General features: G+C 70.2%; 11 protein-coding genes. 8 read left to right on the top strand and 3 right to left on the bottom strand.

Features of this window, described 5'->3' with window-relative positions; translation table 11 throughout:
* Nucleotides 1-39: 39 nt before the first annotated feature.
* The 4 genes from KF892_03310 to KF892_03325 all read left to right on the top strand — a co-directional run bounded on the left by KF892_03310 (nucleotide 40) and on the right by KF892_03325 (nucleotide 9,026).
* Nucleotides 40-1,209: a two-component system response regulator gene (locus KF892_03310; GenBank protein MBX3624017.1), complete on the top strand. Its 1,170-nt coding sequence runs from the start codon at nucleotides 40-42 to the stop codon at nucleotides 1,207-1,209.
* Nucleotides 1,206-4,538 carry a PAS domain S-box protein gene (locus KF892_03315; GenBank protein MBX3624018.1) on the top strand — a complete coding sequence of 1,111 codons (3,333 nt, stop codon included), beginning with the start codon at nucleotides 1,206-1,208 and terminating at the stop codon, nucleotides 4,536-4,538. Before KF892_03310 ends, KF892_03315 begins: the two co-directional genes overlap by 4 nt.
* 151 nt (nucleotides 4,539-4,689) lie before the next feature.
* Nucleotides 4,690-8,721: a ribonucleoside-diphosphate reductase, adenosylcobalamin-dependent gene (locus KF892_03320; protein MBX3624019.1), complete on the top strand. Its 4,032-nt coding sequence runs from the start codon at nucleotides 4,690-4,692 to the stop codon at nucleotides 8,719-8,721.
* A gap of 65 nt (nucleotides 8,722-8,786) precedes the next feature.
* On the top strand, nucleotides 8,787-9,026 hold the full coding sequence (locus KF892_03325; GenBank protein ID MBX3624020.1) for a DUF3079 domain-containing protein: 240 nt from the start codon (nucleotides 8,787-8,789) through the stop codon (nucleotides 9,024-9,026).
* Here the strand turns inward: KF892_03325 and KF892_03330 are convergent.
* From KF892_03330 to KF892_03340, 3 genes are all read right to left on the bottom strand, one after another.
* Entirely contained in the window at nucleotides 9,014-10,180 is a 1,167-nt protein-coding gene (locus tag KF892_03330) for a GGDEF domain-containing protein (protein ID MBX3624021.1), read from the bottom strand. The genes KF892_03325 and KF892_03330 overlap by 13 nt on opposite strands.
* Complete coding sequence (locus KF892_03335) at nucleotides 10,167-11,369, bottom strand: diguanylate cyclase (GenBank protein ID MBX3624022.1); 1,203 nt, start codon at nucleotides 11,367-11,369, stop codon at nucleotides 10,167-10,169. The genes KF892_03330 and KF892_03335 overlap by 14 nt, the downstream gene beginning before the upstream one ends.
* Before the next feature lie 123 nt (nucleotides 11,370-11,492).
* Complete coding sequence (locus KF892_03340) at nucleotides 11,493-12,560, bottom strand: AI-2E family transporter (protein ID MBX3624023.1); 1,068 nt, start codon at nucleotides 12,558-12,560, stop codon at nucleotides 11,493-11,495.
* A gap of 42 nt (nucleotides 12,561-12,602) precedes the next feature.
* Between KF892_03340 and KF892_03345 the strand changes: the two genes are divergently transcribed.
* The 4 genes from KF892_03345 to KF892_03360 all read left to right on the top strand — a co-directional run bounded on the left by KF892_03345 (nucleotide 12,603) and on the right by KF892_03360 (nucleotide 16,085).
* A complete protein-coding gene (locus KF892_03345; protein MBX3624024.1) occupies nucleotides 12,603-13,415 on the top strand; it encodes a methyltransferase domain-containing protein in 813 nt (270 codons plus the stop codon).
* Between the two features lie 80 nt (nucleotides 13,416-13,495).
* A complete protein-coding gene (locus KF892_03350) occupies nucleotides 13,496-14,113 on the top strand; it encodes a TetR/AcrR family transcriptional regulator (protein MBX3624025.1) in 618 nt (205 codons plus the stop codon).
* Between the two features lie 272 nt (nucleotides 14,114-14,385).
* A complete protein-coding gene (locus tag KF892_03355) occupies nucleotides 14,386-15,339 on the top strand; it encodes a thiolase domain-containing protein (GenBank protein MBX3624026.1) in 954 nt (317 codons plus the stop codon).
* Nucleotides 15,234-16,085 (top strand): thiolase domain-containing protein, encoded by an 852-nt coding sequence (locus KF892_03360; GenBank protein MBX3624027.1) that lies wholly within the window; start codon nucleotides 15,234-15,236, stop codon nucleotides 16,083-16,085. The genes KF892_03355 and KF892_03360 overlap by 106 nt, the downstream gene beginning before the upstream one ends.
* The last annotated feature ends 2 nt before the right edge of the window (nucleotides 16,086-16,087 follow it).

Below are 16,087 nucleotides of genomic sequence, written 5' to 3' on the forward strand. Positions count from 1 at the left end.
ACATGACAACCCCGGGGCCGCCGGCCCAAGGGAGCTTTCATGTCACAAGAAACTGTCCTCATCGTCGACGACAGCCCCGAGAACCTCACGGTGCTCGGCGAGCTGCTCAAACACGACTACCGCGTGCTCGCCGCCACCAGCGGCCTGCGCGCCCTGCAGCTGGCGTCGCGCCAGCCCCGGCCCGACCTCATCCTGCTCGACGTGATGATGCCGGAGATGAACGGCTACCAGGTGCTCGCCGCCTTGCAGGCCACGCCGGAAACGCGCGACATCCCCGTCATCTTCACCACCGCCATGAGCGCGACGGAAGACGAAGAGCAGGGCCTGCACCTCGGCGCCGCCGACTACCTCACCAAGCCGCTGCGGCCGGCCATCGTGCTGGCCCGCGTGCAGACGCACCTGGCGCTCAAGCGTGCGCGCGATGCGCTCAAGCGCGACAAGGCCAGCTTGGAGATGGAAGTCTTGCGCCAGATGCAGGAAAACCGGCTCATCCAGGACGTGGCCATGCGTGCGCTGGCTCGCCTCGCCGAAACGCGCGACAACGAAACAGGCAACCACATCCTGCGCACGCAGGAATACGTGCAGCTGTTGGCGCAGCGCGCGCGCCTGTGCCCCAAGTTCTCCGACGAACTCAGCGAGCGCAGCGTGGCGCTGATCGCCAGGTCGGCACCGCTGCACGACATCGGCAAGGTCGGCATCCCCGACCGCATCCTGCTCAAGCCCGGCAAGCTCACACCCGACGAGTGGGAGGTGATGAAGACGCATGCGGCGCTGGGCGCCGACGCCATCGGCCGCGCGGTGGCCGACCTGCAGCAACCGCCCGGCTTCCTGATGTACGCCACGCAGATCGCCCGTCATCACCACGAGCGCTGGGACGGCACCGGCTACCCCGACCGTCTGGCTGGCACCGCCATCCCGCTGGCGGCCCGCCTGATGGCGATTGCCGACGTGTTCGACGCGCTCATCTCGCGGCGCAGCTACAAGGCCCCGATGCCGCCTGCCGTGGCGCGCGAGACGATGGCTGCCGGGCGCGGCCGGCAGTTCGACCCCGACCTGCTCGATGTCTTTCTCGAAGCGTTCGACGAGTTCTGCGAGATCGCCCGCCGCCGCCCCGACGACGCGGCCGATCACGCCACCCCGGCACTGCCCCACGGCGCACCGGCGCACCCCGGCACCGAGCCGGCAGAACGGACGGCCCGACCGGCATGACGCGCTCGGCCCTGCGCCCGGCCATCGGTTACCTGCTGGCGGGCTCGTTCTGGATCGGCGGCTCCGACTGGCTGCTCGCGGCCGTGGTGCACGACGTGGGAACGCTCGCGCTGCTGTCGTCGGCCAAGGGCTGGGTGTTCATCGCATTGACCGCAGCGCTCCTGTACTGCCTGCTGCGCAAGTACGACCGGGCCCGCGACGCGCGCGACCGCCACCTGCGCCACCTGCAGGCGCTCGCGCTGATGCAGGAGATCGCCGACGGCTCCAGCGACGCGATCTTCGCGAAAGACCTGCAGGGCCACTACCTCATGTGCAACCGCGAGGCCCAGCGGGTGCTCGCGCCACACGACGAGAGCGTGCTCGGCCGCGCCGACTCCGAGTTCTTCGCGCCTGCCGAAGCGGCTGCGATCCGCCGCAACGACGCCGCCGTGATTGCGGGCAACGAGACGCGCACCTACGAAGAGAACCTGAGCACCGCCAAGGGCTCGCGGGTGTTCCTCGTCACCAAAGGGCCGCTGCGCGACGAGGCCGGCCAGGTGACCGGGATGTTCGGCATCGCCCGCGACATCACCGAGCGCGAGCGGGCCGACCAGGCGCTGCGCGAAGCGTCGAAGCTCTTGCAGGCGGTGGAAGACTCGGTGCTCGACCACATGGCCGTGCTCGATGGCGCGGGCCGCATCGTCGGGCTCAACGCCGCCTGGAAACGCTTCGCCGAGGCTGGTGCGCTCGACCCGACGCTGTACGGCGAGGGGGCCGACTACCTCGGCGCCTGCCGCCTCGCCGCTTCACTCACCGAAGCAGACGCCGCCTGCGTGGCCGAGGGCTTGGCGGCGGTGCTGGCCGGCCGACTGGCGGTGTTCACCCACGAATACGCCTGCCACTCGCCAGCCGGGCCGCGCTGGTTCCTGATGAGCGTGACGCCCTTGCCACGCGGCCTCGCGGGCGCGGTGGCGGTGCATGCCGACGTGAGCCAGCGCCGCGCCGCCGAAGAGGCGGTGCGCGAGCGCGAAGCGCAATACCGCTCCATCGTCTCGGCGCTCGACGAAGGCATCATGGTCTTCGACCTCGAAGGCCGCCTCATCGCCTGCAACCCACGGGCCGAACGCTTCTTCGGCATGACGCTCGCCGAGCTTCAGGAGCGCCACACCAGCGCGCACTGGACGCCTCGCCGCGCCGACGGCTCACGCATGGACGTGGCCGAGCTGCCCCTGTCACGCACGCTCGCCAGCGGCAAGCCCTGCCACGACGTGCTGATGGGCGTCACGCCACCCGGCGGCACGCTGCGCTGGCTGACGGTGAATGCCGAGCCGGTGTGCGACGGGCCGGCCGGAGAGATGAGCTCGGTCGTCACCTCGTTCAGCGACATCACCGAGCGCCACCTCGCCGAGGAGCAACTGCGCAAGCTCTCGATGGCGGTGGAGCAGTGCCCGATCGGCATCACCATCCGCGACACGCAGGGCCGCATCGAATACGTGAACGAAGCCTTCACCCGGATCACCGGCTACACCCGCGACGTGGCGGTCGGCCTGCACGACGACCTGCTCCAGCTCGGCCGCACGCCCGCCGCCCGCGGTGACGAGCTGAGCGCTGCGCTCGCGCGCGGCGAGACCTGGCGCGGCGAGTTCGCCAACGTGCGGCGCGATGGCGAGGGTTACGACGAGTTCGTGCATGCGGCGCCCATCCGCCAGGCCGACGGGCAGGTGACGCACTACCTGTGCATCGGCGAAGACGTGACCGAGCGCAAGCGCATGAGCGCCGAACTCGACCGCCACCGCCACCGGTTGCAGGAGCTGGTCAACGAGCGCACCCGCCAGCTCAAGGACCTCAACGCCGCGCTCATCCAGAGCCTCGACGCCGTGCGCCAGACCGAGCTGCGCCTGCAAGACGCCAACGCCGAGCTGGTGCTTTCGCGCGACCGTGCCGAGGCCGCCAACCGCGCCAAGAGCGTGTTCCTGGCCAACATGAGCCACGAGATCCGCACGCCGATGAACGCCATCATCGGCATGACCTACCTGCTGCGGCGCGACGCCACCGCGCCGGCCGACGTCGAGCGGCTCGACAAGGTGAGCGGCGCCGCCGAGCACCTGCTGCAGGTCATCGACGACATCCTCGACCTCTCGAAGATCGAAGCCGGCAAGCTCGAACTCGAAAGCGCCGATTTCTCGCTGCGCGCCGTGCTGGCCGCCAGCCGCTCGCTCGTGGCCGACCGCGCCGAGGCCAAGGGCCTGGCGCTCGAGGTGGAAGCCGATGGCGTGCCCGACGGCCTGCGCGGCGACGCCACCCGCTTGAAGCAGGCGCTGCTCAACCTGCTGAGCAACGCCGTCAAGTTCACCGAGAAAGGCCGCGTCGTGCTGCGGGTGGAGCTGCTGGAGCGGCGCCACGACGGCGTGCGCCTGCGCTTTGCCGTGCGCGACACCGGCATCGGCATTCCGGCCGACAAGCTCGACCGCCTGTTCGCCGCCTTCGTGCAGGCCGACCCGTCCACGACCCGCCGTTTCGGCGGCACGGGCCTGGGCCTGGCCATCACCCAGCGGCTGGCCGCGCGCATGGGCGGCGAGGTGGGCGTGACGAGCGAGCCGGGCGTGGGCAGCGAGTTCTGGTTCACCGCCAGGCTGCTGCTCGGCGAGGCGGCGCAAGCCGAGGCGCCCGCCCAGGCGCCGCCCGACGCGCACAGCGTGCGCGCCCGGCATGGTGGCGCCCGCGTGCTGCTGGCGGAAGACAACCCGATCAACCAGGAGGTGGCGCTGGAGTTCCTGCGCGCGGCCGGCCTGCGCGTCGACGTGGTCGGCACCGGCGTCGAGGCGTTGGCGCAGGTGCAGCGCGAGCACTACGACCTGGTGCTGATGGACATGCAGATGCCCGAGATGGACGGGCTCGAAGCCACGCGGCGCATCCGCGAGATCCCTACGCTCGCGCAACTGCCCATCCTCGCCGTGACCGCCAACGTGTTCGACGAAGACCTGGCGGTGTGCCTGGCGGCCGGCATGAATGGCCGCGTCACCAAGCCGGTGGTGCCGGCCCACCTTTACGCCGAGCTGAGTGCCTGGCTCCCGGTGCGGGAGAACGCGCTTGAGTGGGACGAAGTGCCCGTGCCGGCGAAGGTGGCCACGGCACCCGCTACGTCGCGCGAGGCGACCGAGGGGGAACTCGATGGCTTCGCGTCGCTCCTCGGCAGCGCGAACTTCGAATCCATCGCACGCTTTGCCGAGCTCGCCCCGGCGCTGCGCGAGCGCTTCGGCGAGGCCGCGCAGGAGATCGAACGCTGCCTGCAGCGCTTCGATTTCGTCGGCGCGAGTGACGTGCTGAAGGGCCTGCGGGTTCCGGCCTGAGCGCCACGGCCGCCTGAGCGCAAGCGCCTCTTCGGCGCAAGGTCATTGCGATGGGTCAATGACCCGGCATGCGTCACAGTGCGCTGATCGACATCAAATACGCCGCAGCCCATGCGGTCGTACCGTGCGCACCCACAAGGAGAGCCACGCCATGCACGAGACCGCCAGCACCGCCCACACCCGGGCCAACCTGCCCGCCCAGGAGATCAGCGAAGAAGTGCTGATCGAGAAGTACGCCAAGGGCGACGAACGCAGCATCGCCGCCGTGTGCCAGCGCGTGGCCCACGCGCTGGCGCAGGCCGAGCCCGGCGCGGCCCGCGCGCAGTGGGAAGAGCGTTTCGCCCAGGCGCTGCGCCAGGGCTTCGTGCCGGCGGGGCGCATCCAGTCGGCCGCGGGCACCGAGCTTTCGGCCACGCTCATCAATTGCTTCGTGCAGCCGGTGGGCGACTCCATCGCGCACGTGGACGAGGGCCACCCCGGCATCTACATCGCCCTCACCGAAGCGGCCGAGACCATGCGCCGCGGCGGTGGCGTGGGCTACGACTTCAGCCGCATCCGCCCGCGCGGCGCGTGGGTGGGCAGCACCCAGAGCAGCGCCTCGGGGCCAGTGAGCTACATGCGTGTGTTCGACCGCTCCTGCGAGACGGTCGAAAGCGCCGGCGCACGCCGTGGCGCGCAGATGGGCGTGCTGCGCTGCGACCACCCCGACATCGAGGAATTCATCCACGCCAAGGACGAAGGCGACCTCAAGAACTTCAACATCTCCGTCGGCGTGACCGATGCCTTCATGGAAGCGGTGCAGGCCGACACCGACTTCGCGCTTGTGCACCGCGCCGAGCCGGGCCTCGCGCAGAAGGAGGCGGGCGCGCATCAGGCCGGTGGCGTGTGGGTCTACCGCAAGCTGCGCGCACGCGACCTGTGGGAGCAGGTCATGCGCTCCACCTACGACCACGCCGAGCCGGGGGTGCTCTTCCTCGACCGCATCAACGCCGACAACAACCTCTCGTACTGCGAGACCATCGCGAGCACCAACCCGTGTGTCACCGCCGACACCTGGGTCATGACGACCGACGGTGCGAAGCAGGTGCGTGAGCTGGTGGGCCGGTCGTTCAAGGCCGTGGTCGACGGCCGCGCCTACGCCACCGAGTCCGCGGGCTTCTTCGCCACCGGCGTGAAGCCGGTGCTGCACCTCAAGACCCGGGCCGGGCATTCGCTCAAGCTCACCGCCAACCACCTCGTGCGCTGTGTCAAGAAGCGCAGCCGCTACGCGCTGGAATGCGAGTGGCGACCGGCCGGCGACCTCGCGCCCGGCGACGAGCTGATGCTGCACGACCACCGGGTGCTCGCCGGCTGGGACGGCATGCACACCGAGGCCGAGGGCTACCTCATGGGCCTCTTGATCGGAGATGGCACGCTGAAGGCCGACAAGGCGGTGCTGTCAGCCTGGGCCCCCGAGCTGAAGGCCGTGGCCAACGCGGGAGAGACAGCCACGCACAGCGCCCAAGGGCTGATGCAAGCCGCCCACGCGGCAGCGCAGACCTTGCCTCATCGTGCCGACTTCCGCGGCTGGCAGCGTGCCGTGGAGGGGCGCGGCGAGTTCCGGCTGGCCAGCGCCCCCCTGCGCGACCTGGCGATGGCCCTCGGCCTGGCACCAGGGCGTCGCAAGGCCATCACGCCGCAGATGGAGCGTGCCTCGTCCGAGTTCTGCATCGGCTTGCTGCGGGGCCTCTTCGACGCCGATGGCTCCGTGCAGGGCCAGCAAGACAAAGGCGTGAGCGTGCGCCTCTCGCAGGCCGACGCCGGATTGCTGCAGACCGCCCAACGCCTGCTGCTGCGGCTCGGCATCGCATCGACCCTCTACACCGAGCGTCGCCCTGCGGGCACCAAGGCCATGCCCGACGGCAAGGGCGGCCAGCGCGAGTACCCGACCCAGGCCCTGCACGAACTCGTCATCAGCGGCGAAAACCTGCACCGCTACGCCGACCTGATCGGTTTCGAAGACAGTGCCAAGGCCGAGCGGCTCGACACGCTCCTGGCCGCCTACCGGCGTGCGCTCAACCGCGAGCGCTACGTCGCCACCGTCGAGTCGCTCACGCCGCTGGGCGAGGAGCCCGTCTTCGACGTGACGGTCAGCGAGGTCCACGCCTTCGACGCCAACGGCTTGGTGGTGCACAACTGCGCCGAGCAGCCCCTGCCGCCCTATGGCTGCTGCTGCCTTGGCTCCATCGACCTCACACGCTTCGTGCTCGACCCCTTCGAGCCCACCGCCCGGTTCGACGACGAAGGCTTCGCCAAGCTGTGCAAGGTGGCGGTGCGCATGCTCGACAACGTGCTCGACGTGACCGTGTGGCCGCTGCCGCAGCAGCAGGAGGAGGCGCGCAACAAGCGGCGCGTGGGCCTGGGCTTCACCGGCCTGGGCGACGCGCTCATCATGCTCAACCAGCGCTACGACACGCCCGAGGCGCGCGCCACGGCACGCCACATCTCCGAGGTGATGCGCGACGCGGCGTATGACGCCTCGGTCGACCTCGCGCAGGAGCGCGGCGCCTTCCCGCTCTTCAATGCCGACCTCTTTTTGCGCCGCGGCAACTTCGCCTCGCGCCTGCCGCAGCGCCTGCGCGAGCGCATTCGCGCGCATGGCCTGCGCAACTCGCACCTGCTGTCGATCGCACCCACCGGCACCATCAGCCTCGCGTTTGCCGACAACGCGAGCAACGGCATCGAGCCGCCGTTCAGCTGGAGCTACACCCGCAAGAAGCGCATGCCCGACGGCGGCTTCAAGGAATACGCGGTGGAAGACCACGCGTGGCGCCTCTACCGGCACCTGAAGGGCGAAGGCGCAGCGCTCACGCCCGCCTTCGTGACGGCGCTCGAGATGAGCGCGCAGGACCACGCCGCGATGGTGGCCGCGGTGGCGCCGTGCATCGACACCGCCATCTCCAAGACCGTCAACGTGCCGGCCGACTACCCGTATGCCGATTTCCAGAACCTCTACATGCAGGCCTGGCAGTCGGGACTGAAGGGCCTCGCGACCTACCGGCCCAACGCGGTGCTCGGCTCGGTGCTGAGCACCACGCCGCAAGGGCAAAAGTCCGGCCCGGCGGTGATGACGCTGGCCGACGCCAACCAACGCCTCGCGCTCGACCGCCTGCCCGCCCCCGTGCTGTCGTCGCTGCGCTGGCCCGGCCGGCCCGAGCTGCCCGGTGGCAACGCGGCGTGGACCTTCATGGTCCACCACCCGTTCGGCGAGTTCGCGCTCTTCGTCGGCGAGCTGGCGGGTGAAGACGGTGCGCCCAAGCCCTTCGAGGTGTGGGTCAACGGCGCCGAGCAGCCGCGCGGCCTGGGGGCGCTCGCCAAGACCTTGTCGATGGACCTGCGTGCCAACGACCCGGCGTGGCTGCAGTTGAAGCTCGATGCGCTGGCCACGGTGGCCGAGGAGCGGGCGTTCGAGATGCCGTTCCCGCCCAACGGCGAGCGGCGCCTGTTCCCGGGCGTGGTGGCGGCCACCGCCGCGGTGATCCGCTGGCGTTGCGAGCAGCTCAAGGCGCTGCCGCGATTGGGCGGCAAGGCCTCCACGCCGGTGATCGATGCGATGTTTGCGCGAGACGAGCCGCACACCGGCCCCTCGGGCACGCTCGCCTGGGCGGTCGACGTGCACAACCCGGCCACCGACGAAGCCTTCACGCTCACGCTGAAGGAGGTGACGCTGCCCGGCCCCGATGGCGTGGCCGTCACGCGCCCGTGTGCGGTGGGCTTCTCGGGCAACTACCCGCGTGCGCTCGACGGCCTGGCCCGCGTGCTCTCGCTCGACATGCGCGTGATCGACCCGGCCTGGATCGGCATGAAGCTGCGCAAGCTGCTGAACTACGCCGAGCCGCTAGGCCACTTCATGGCCTTCGTGCCCGGCCTGCCGCACGGCGAGCGCCGCCAGCAGACTTGGCCCTCGACCGTGGCCTACCTGGCGCGGCTCATCATCCACCGCTACGCCATGTTGGGCGTGCTGACGGAAGAGGGCTACCCGGTGCGTGACATGGGCGTGCTCGAAGCGCCTGACGAGCAAGGCGGGTCGGCACCGCTGCTCATCAGCGGCAAGGTGTGCCCCGAGTGCGGCAACCCCAACGTGATCCACAAGGACGGGTGCGATTTCTGCACCGCCTGTGGGTACGTGGGGCAGTGCGGCTGAGGGCATCGCTGCGGCCTTGCCCCGGATCAAAGCCGTGGCCGCGTCGCAGGCGCATGCTGCCGCGCATGGCCAAGAAGTTTCCGATCAAGCCAGCACACCCCGAGCGGGTGTGCTGGGGTTGCGACAAGTTCTGCGCGGCCGACGCCATGCAGTGCGGCAACGGCTCGGTGGCGACGCCGCACCCGTCGGAACTCTTCGGTGACGACTGGATGTCGTGGGGGCTCGATGCGACGCCGCAGGAGCCCGGTGGCGAGCGTCCTGCGGAGGCGCGGGACGGTGGCGCGGAGACGATTCAGCCGAGGTAGCAGCGGTCGCGCCCGGCGTGCTTCGCCGCGTAGAGCGCCTGGTCGGCGCGCTCGAGCAGCATCGCGAGGGTCTCGCCCGGGTTCGGGCTGACGAGGCCCGCGGAGAACGAGGCGCGCAGCGACGGCACGCTCGGCGACACCGCCTGGGTGCTGAAGTGCTCGCGCAGGCGCTCGAGCACGATGCGGGCGTTCTCGGCGCTCGACTGCGGCAGCAGGATGAGGAATTCCTCGCCACCCCAGCGCGCCGGCAGGTCGCTCTCGCGCACGGTGTGGCGCATGGCATCGGCGAAGGCTTTCAGCACCTCGTCGCCCACGCCGTGGCCGTGGGTGTCGTTCACGCGCTTGAAGAAGTCGAGGTCGAGCAGCGCGATGCTGAAGACTTCGCCGCCGTCGCGGTGGCGCTGCAGGTATTGCTCCAGCATCTCGCCCATGTGCGCTCGGTTGGCCAGGCCGGTGAGTTCGTCGTGCGTGGCGAGGTCGTGCAGCCGGGTCAGGGCGACCCGCAATTCTTCGCGCTGCGTCTTCAGACGGTGCTTGAGGCGCTTGAGCTGCATGCTGTTGAGCAGCCCCGTCGGCAGGATGCTGGCCATGATGACCCACAGGCAGAACTGCACCTTCGGGGCGTAGACCTGGCTGTCGAGCAGCGTGGCCGCGCCCATCACGACCGTCATGAGCAGCACGGCAAACCAGGTGATCAGCCGGGCGCGCTGGGCGTCTAGGTTGAAGGTGGCCGACGCCATCGACAGCACGAGCAGCGGGAGCAGCGCGGTGTGCATCGGGCCGGTCAGCAGGTACATCGTGGCCGTCCACAAGAGCGCGGTCACCACCTGCACGATCGCCAGCGACGGGTCGTGGAAACGCTGGCTCCAGCCGCTGCGCAGGGCTGCGTAGATCGCCACCAGCGAGATCGCCCGGCTCACCACCAGGGCGGTGGCGACGGCGGCGGACATGATGCCGACCGTGGCGCAGTAGTACGCGATGAGCGTGCCCACCGCATATGGCAGCCAGTTGACCAGCGTGCGGCCGAGGTAGGTCCGCATCTTCCGGTCGTGGCCCAGCAGCCAGGTGAAGCGCTGCGGCGCTGCGGCGCCTGACGCCGGGCTCGCCGGGCTGAAGGACGCGCCGGCAGCGGCGATGGGGTCAAGCGTCTGCATGCGCCGCCCTCCGCAGGTCGTGGCTGCCCGTGGGTGGCGCCTGTGTGCCGGCGATGACGCAGCGCCCTCGGCCGCCTTGCTTGGCGGCGTAGAGCGCCTGGTCGGCGCTGTCGAGCAGGGCGGCGGCGGAGTCGCCGCGCGTGTGAGACGCCACGCCGGCCGAGAAGTTGACGTGCAGGCGGCCGGTCGGCACGTCGAGCGGCTCCTGCAGCAGGCGGTCGCGCACGCGGTCGATCTCGGCGCTGAGCTCGCTGCAGGTGATGCTGCGCGTGCTCAGCACCAGGAATTCCTCGCCACCCCAGCGGCCGATCAGCTCAGTGGGCGGCAGGGTGGCTTCGGCGATGCGGGCGAAGGCGGCGAGCACGGCGTCGCCGGCGGCGTGGCCGTGCCGGTCGTTCACCTGCTTGAAGTGGTCGATGTCGAGCAGCGCGAGTGCGAATGGCACGCCATCGCGCTCGGCCCGCGCAAGGTGGTGCGCGAGCGCCGACTGCATGTGGCGGCGGTTGTGCAGGCCGGTGAGGCTGTCGTGCGTGGCGCGCTGCTGGATCTGCTCGAGCGTGGCGCCCAGCGCAGCGCGTGTCTCGCGCTCGCGCTCGCGCAGCTGGGCGATCTGGCGGCCTGTCCACCCCAGCATCAGCACCGTGACCACGAAGCTGGTGTACACGAGGGCCGCTTCGTGCAGCGGGAACACCGCCGGGTCGACGGCGCACATGGCCGCCATGGTGCCGCCGATGAGCACGATGGCATAGGTCTGCACGACATACGCACCGCGCCCGGGCAGGGCGAACACACCGTAGGTCACCGTCAGGGCGGCGGGCATCAGCATGCCGGCGTGGGCTTCGCCCATGAGCACGTAGCCGAGCGCATCCCAGGTGATCGAGGCCAGCATCTGCGGGAGGATGAGCCCGGCGTCGGCGAAGCGCCTCGACCAGCCGCTGCGCAGCGCGGCGTAGAAGCCCGCGACCGTCAGCAGCATCGCCAGCACGATGGGGCCCACGAGCCACTGCGGGGTGAGGCCGGCCCAGCCGCAGTAGACGACCAGCAGCATGCAGGGCACATAAGTCGCGAGCCCGGTGACGGAGACCTTGATGCTGAACCGCTGCGGCCCTTCGGGCCCGAACGCCCAGTCGGCGAGCGTGTCTTTCAGGCGGCGTTGGCGGCGAGGGTCGGTGGGCCGGGGCGTGGGCATGGGCGCAATGCAGGGCGAGACGCACGAGGCGTCTTCCCTCTGATTTCGGCCACGGCGCGGCCAAGTTGAGCGCGCCGTGGTGCGCAATCTCACCGGAATCGGCGGCAGAGGCGCCGCGGGCCCTCAGGTGCCTGGCGTTGGGGTCGCGCTCGAATCGTCGGTGGTCAGTTCCCACACGGCGATGAAGAGCGCGGCGATCACCGGGCCGATCACGAAGCCGTTGATACCGAAGAGCGACATGCCGCCGATGGTGGAGATGAGCACCACCCAGTCGGGCATGCGCGTTTCCTTGCCGACGAGGATGGGGCGCAGCAGGTTGTCGACGAGGCCGATCACGAGCGTGCCGAAGGCGATGAGCCCGATGCCCTGTGCCACCTGGCCCATCGACAGCAGGTAGATCGCGATTGGCCCCCACACCATCGCCGCGCCGACCGCCGGCAACAGCGAGAGGAAGGCCATCACCACCGCCCACAGCACCGCGCCGGGAATGCCGAGCACCAGCAGCGCCACGCCGCCGAGCGCGCCTTGCAGCAGCGCCACGAGGATGTTGCCCTTGACGGTGGAGCGCACCACGGCGCTGAAATTCTTGGCCAGGCGCGCCTGTACCGCCGGGTCGAGCGGCGTGGCGCGGCGGATGCGCTGCATCAGCCGCGGGCCGTCGCGCAGCAGGAAGAAGAGCAGGTAGACCATCACGAAGAAGTTGACGGCGAAGTCGAGCGTGCCCTGGCCGACGAGCCACAGGCGCTTGGCGATCGGCTGCGAGCCGCCGGCCGCGCTTTGCTTGAGGCGCTCCTGCACGCTCGAGAGGTCGCCGAGCCCGGCACCTTCGAGCAGCCGGGTGGCCCAGGCAGGCAGGGCGCTCATCAGCTGGCGGTAGTAGGCGCCGAGGTCGATCTCGCCCGAGCGCAGCTTCTCGACCAGCGTGCTCGCCTCTTGCACCACCATGCCCGAGACCACCACCGCGGGCAGCACGACGAGCAGCAGCACCAGCAGCGTGGTGAGAACGGCCGCCCAGGTGGGCTTGAGCCGCAGGCTCGCCTGCAGGCGCCGGTGCAGCGGCGTGAAGAGGATGGCGAAGGTCACGCCCCACAGCACTGCGCCGAACATCGGGAAGATCACCCAGAGGAAGGCGGCCGACACGGCCACCAGCAGGGCGACGAATGCTTTTCGTTGGAGGTCTTCTGTCTGCATTGCCCGGGGTGGGCAATCGGCGTGCCCGCTTCCGTGCATAAGATGCCTGCCGTCGAACCAGCACGGAGACCCACTCGCATGACACGACACGGCGACGGCAGCGCAGGCGATGCGAACTACGGCCGCATCGGTGCGGGTTACGCGAACTACCGGCAGCCCGAGCCGCAGATTGCCGCGTTGATCCGGCGTGCGCTGGGCGATGCGAAGACGGTGCTCAACGTGGGCGCGGGCGCCGGCTCCTACGAGCCGCAGGATGTGGCGGTGACGGCGGTGGAGCCGTCGGCTTCGATGCGCGCGCAGCGGCCCGCCCATCTGCCCGTGGCGGTGGATGCGCAGGCCGAGCACCTGCCGTTTGCCGATGCGAGCTTCGACGCGGCGATGGCGACCTTCACCGTGCACCAGTGGGCCGACCTCGGCGCCGGCCTGCGCGAGATGCGCCGAGTGACGCGCGGGCCGGTGGTGGTGATGAGCAGCGCGCCCGAGGAACTCGACCGCTTCTGGCTCAACGAGTACGCGCCCGAAGCCATCGAGGTGGAGGCAGGGCGCTTCCCGCGCATCGACGAGATCGCGTCGCACCTTGGGGGGCGTGTGGAGGTGTGGCCGGTGCCCATTCCACTCACCTGCAGCGACGGCTTCGGCGAGGCCTACTACGGCCGGCCCGAGCAGCTGCTCGACCCCGGCGCGCGCCAGGCGTGTTCGGCCTGGAGCTTCGTGGCGCCGGGGGTGGTGGAGCGCTTCGTGAGCACGCTGCAGCGCGACCTGGAGAGCGGCGAGTGGGACCGCCGCCACGGCCACCTGCGGCGGCAGCCGAGCTTCGAGGGCTCGCTCAAGCTGATCGTGGCGCACGCCCGGTAAGCGCCGATCGAGGCGTCGGGCGGGCCCGCGAGGGCCTGCGGTTATTCTTTCTGCCCTCCAGAACAAGACCCCTGCCGCCCATGCCGCCGCGCACGCCCGCCACGCCCCCGAAACGCCGCACCCAGACCGAACGCAAGCAAGACGCCGAACAACGGCTGCTCGACAGCGCGGTGGAGCTGATCGGCCGCAAGGGCGTCAACGGCATGACGCTCAGCGAAGTGGGCGAGATGGCGGGCTACAGCCGCGGACTGGTCTCGCACCACTACGGCAGCCGCGAGGCCTTTCTGCGGGTGGTGGCCCAATCGCTCAGGCAGCGCTTCGTCGACGCCGAGCAGCAGACGCACCACGAGCCGGGCCTCGACGCCCTGATCGCCAACGTGGAGCTCTATTTGTCAGGCACCGGCCCGGCCTCTCGGGCGGTCAACGTGATGCTCACCGAGGCCATCGTCGGCGGGGGCAGCCTGCTCGACGACATGCGCGCGTTCACGGCGACCTCGCGCAAGTTTTATGCAAACCAGATCCGGCTGGGCATCGAGCGCGGCGAGATGCGCCGCGACCTCGACCCCGACGCGCAGGCGGTGATGATCCTCGGCATGCTGCGCGGCGTGGCGGCGCAGGCCCTGCTCGACGACAAGGTGCAAAAGACCAAGCTGCGGGCGGAGATCGTGGCAACGATCCGGCGCATGCTCGTGGCCTGAGCGCCGGCGGCTCAGCGGCGCGCGCTTGGCGTCACAGCCAGCGCCACAGGTGCACGAGCCATGAGGGCACGCGGCGGGCGGGGCGGTAGTTCTGCCGAAGGTGAGCATTCATGGGGTGGATCTCGAATACTGTATGAAACATCAGTATATGCAGCGCCCGCCAGAACGCAAGGCCTGGCGTTGCCCCGGCCAGAACGGGCGTCGTGCAGGTGACGGCGCGCCGCCCGGGCGCAGGCTTGAATGGGGGCTGACCCATTCGACCGGAGACATCGATGACGGCACGACCCGCCAAGGCCTGCATCGTCGGCGCCTATGAGCACCCCACGCGCAAGGCGCCCGACAAGACCGTGGCCCAGCTCCACGCCGAGTCGGCCGCAGGCGCCTTGAAAGACGCCGGCCTCACCAAAGACGACATCGACGGCTACTTCTGCTCGGGCGACGCGCCCGGCATGGGCCCGACCTCGATGCTCGAATACATGAACCTCAAGGTGACGCACGCCGAGAGCACCGACCTCGGCGGCACCTCGTACATCTCGCTCGTCACGCACGCGGCCGACGCCATCGCGGCCGGCCGCTGCAATGTCGCGCTCATCACGCTCGCCGGCCGCCCGCGCAGCGAAGGCCTCACCGGCACCGCGCCCCGCGTGCGCAGCGCCGCCGCGCCCGACATGCCGTGGGAGTCGCCCTTCGGCCTGACCACCGTCAACGGCTACGGCATGGTGGCGCAACGCCACATGCATCAATACGGCACCACGGCCGAGCAGCTCGCGTGGGTCAAGGTGGCCGCGTCGCATCACGCGCAGCACAACCCGCACGCGATGCTGCGCGAGGTGGTGACGGTGAAAGACGTGGTCGACTCGCCCATCATCAGCGACCCGCTGCATCGGCTCGACTGCTGCGTGGTGAGCGACGGCGGCGGTGCGCTCATCGTGGCCCGCCCGGAGATCGCCCGCCAGCTCAAGCGCCCGGTCGTCAAGCTCATCGGCAGCGGTGAGACGGTGCGCTTTCCGCGCCCCGGCGAGATCGACCTCACCGTGACGGGCACGGCCATCTCGGGCCCGCGCGCGTTTGCCGAAGCGGGGGTGAAACCGGCCGGGCCGGCCGCTGCAACGTCGCACTCATCACGCTCGCCGGCCGCCCGCGCAGCGAAGGCCTCACCGGCACCGCGCCGCGCGTGCGCAGTGCCGCCGCGCCCGACATGCCGTGGGAGTCGCCCTTCGGCCTGACCACCGTCAACGGCTACGGCATGGTCGCGCAGCGCCACATGCATCAATACGGCACCACGCCCGAGCAGCTCGCGTGGGTCAAGGTGGCCGCGTCGCATCACGCGCAGCACAACCCGCACGCGATGCTGCGCGAGGTGGTGACGGTGAAAGACGTGGTCGAGTCGCCCATCATCAGCGACCCGCTGCACCGGCTCGACTGCTGCGTGGTCAGCGACGGCGGTGGTGCGCTCATCGTGGCCCGGCCCGAGATCGCACGCCAGCTGAAGCGCCCGGTGGTGAAGCTCATCGGCAGCGGCGAGACGGTGCGCTTCCCACGGCCGGGCGAGATCGACCTCACCGTGACGGGCACGGCCATCTCGGGCCCGCGCGCATTTGCCGAAGCGGGTGTGACGCCGGCCGACATCCAGTACGCCTCGGTCTACGACAGCTTCACCATCACCGTGCTCGTGCAGCTCGAAGACCTGGGCTTCTGCCAGAAGGGCGAGGGCGGCCGTTTCGTGGCCGACGGCAATCTGATCTCGGGCGTGGGCCGACTGCCGTTCAATACCGACGGCGGCGGCCTGTGCAACAACCACCCGGCCAACCGTGGCGGCATCACGAAAGTGATCGAAGCCGTGCGCCAGCTGCGCGGCGAGGCGCACCCGGCGGTGCAGGTGAAAAACTGCCACCTCGCACTGGCCACCGGCACCGGCGGCAACCTCGCGAGCCGCCACGGCAGCTCGACCATCATCCTCGAGCGTGAATGAAC

Source organism: Rhizobacter sp., from assembly GCA_019635355.1.
Taxonomy (GTDB): Bacteria; Pseudomonadota; Gammaproteobacteria; order Burkholderiales; family Burkholderiaceae_C; genus Rhizobacter.

Coding starts and splice junctions, on each gene's coding strand:
- KF892_03310 (MBX3624017.1), top strand. CDS start 40: ATGTCACAAGAAACTGTCCTCATCGTCGACGACAGCCCCGAGAACCTC.
- KF892_03315 (MBX3624018.1), top strand. CDS start 1,206: ATGACGCGCTCGGCCCTGCGCCCGGCCATCGGTTACCTGCTGGCGGGC.
- KF892_03320 (MBX3624019.1), top strand. CDS start 4,690: ATGCACGAGACCGCCAGCACCGCCCACACCCGGGCCAACCTGCCCGCC.
- KF892_03325 (MBX3624020.1), top strand. CDS start 8,787: ATGGCCAAGAAGTTTCCGATCAAGCCAGCACACCCCGAGCGGGTGTGC.
- KF892_03330 (MBX3624021.1), bottom strand. CDS start 10,180: ATGCAGACGCTTGACCCCATCGCCGCTGCCGGCGCGTCCTTCAGCCCG.
- KF892_03335 (MBX3624022.1), bottom strand. CDS start 11,369: ATGCCCACGCCCCGGCCCACCGACCCTCGCCGCCAACGCCGCCTGAAA.
- KF892_03340 (MBX3624023.1), bottom strand. CDS start 12,560: ATGCAGACAGAAGACCTCCAACGAAAAGCATTCGTCGCCCTGCTGGTG.
- KF892_03345 (MBX3624024.1), top strand. CDS start 12,603: ATGCCTGCCGTCGAACCAGCACGGAGACCCACTCGCATGACACGACAC.
- KF892_03350 (MBX3624025.1), top strand. CDS start 13,496: ATGCCGCCGCGCACGCCCGCCACGCCCCCGAAACGCCGCACCCAGACC.
- KF892_03355 (MBX3624026.1), top strand. CDS start 14,386: ATGACGGCACGACCCGCCAAGGCCTGCATCGTCGGCGCCTATGAGCAC.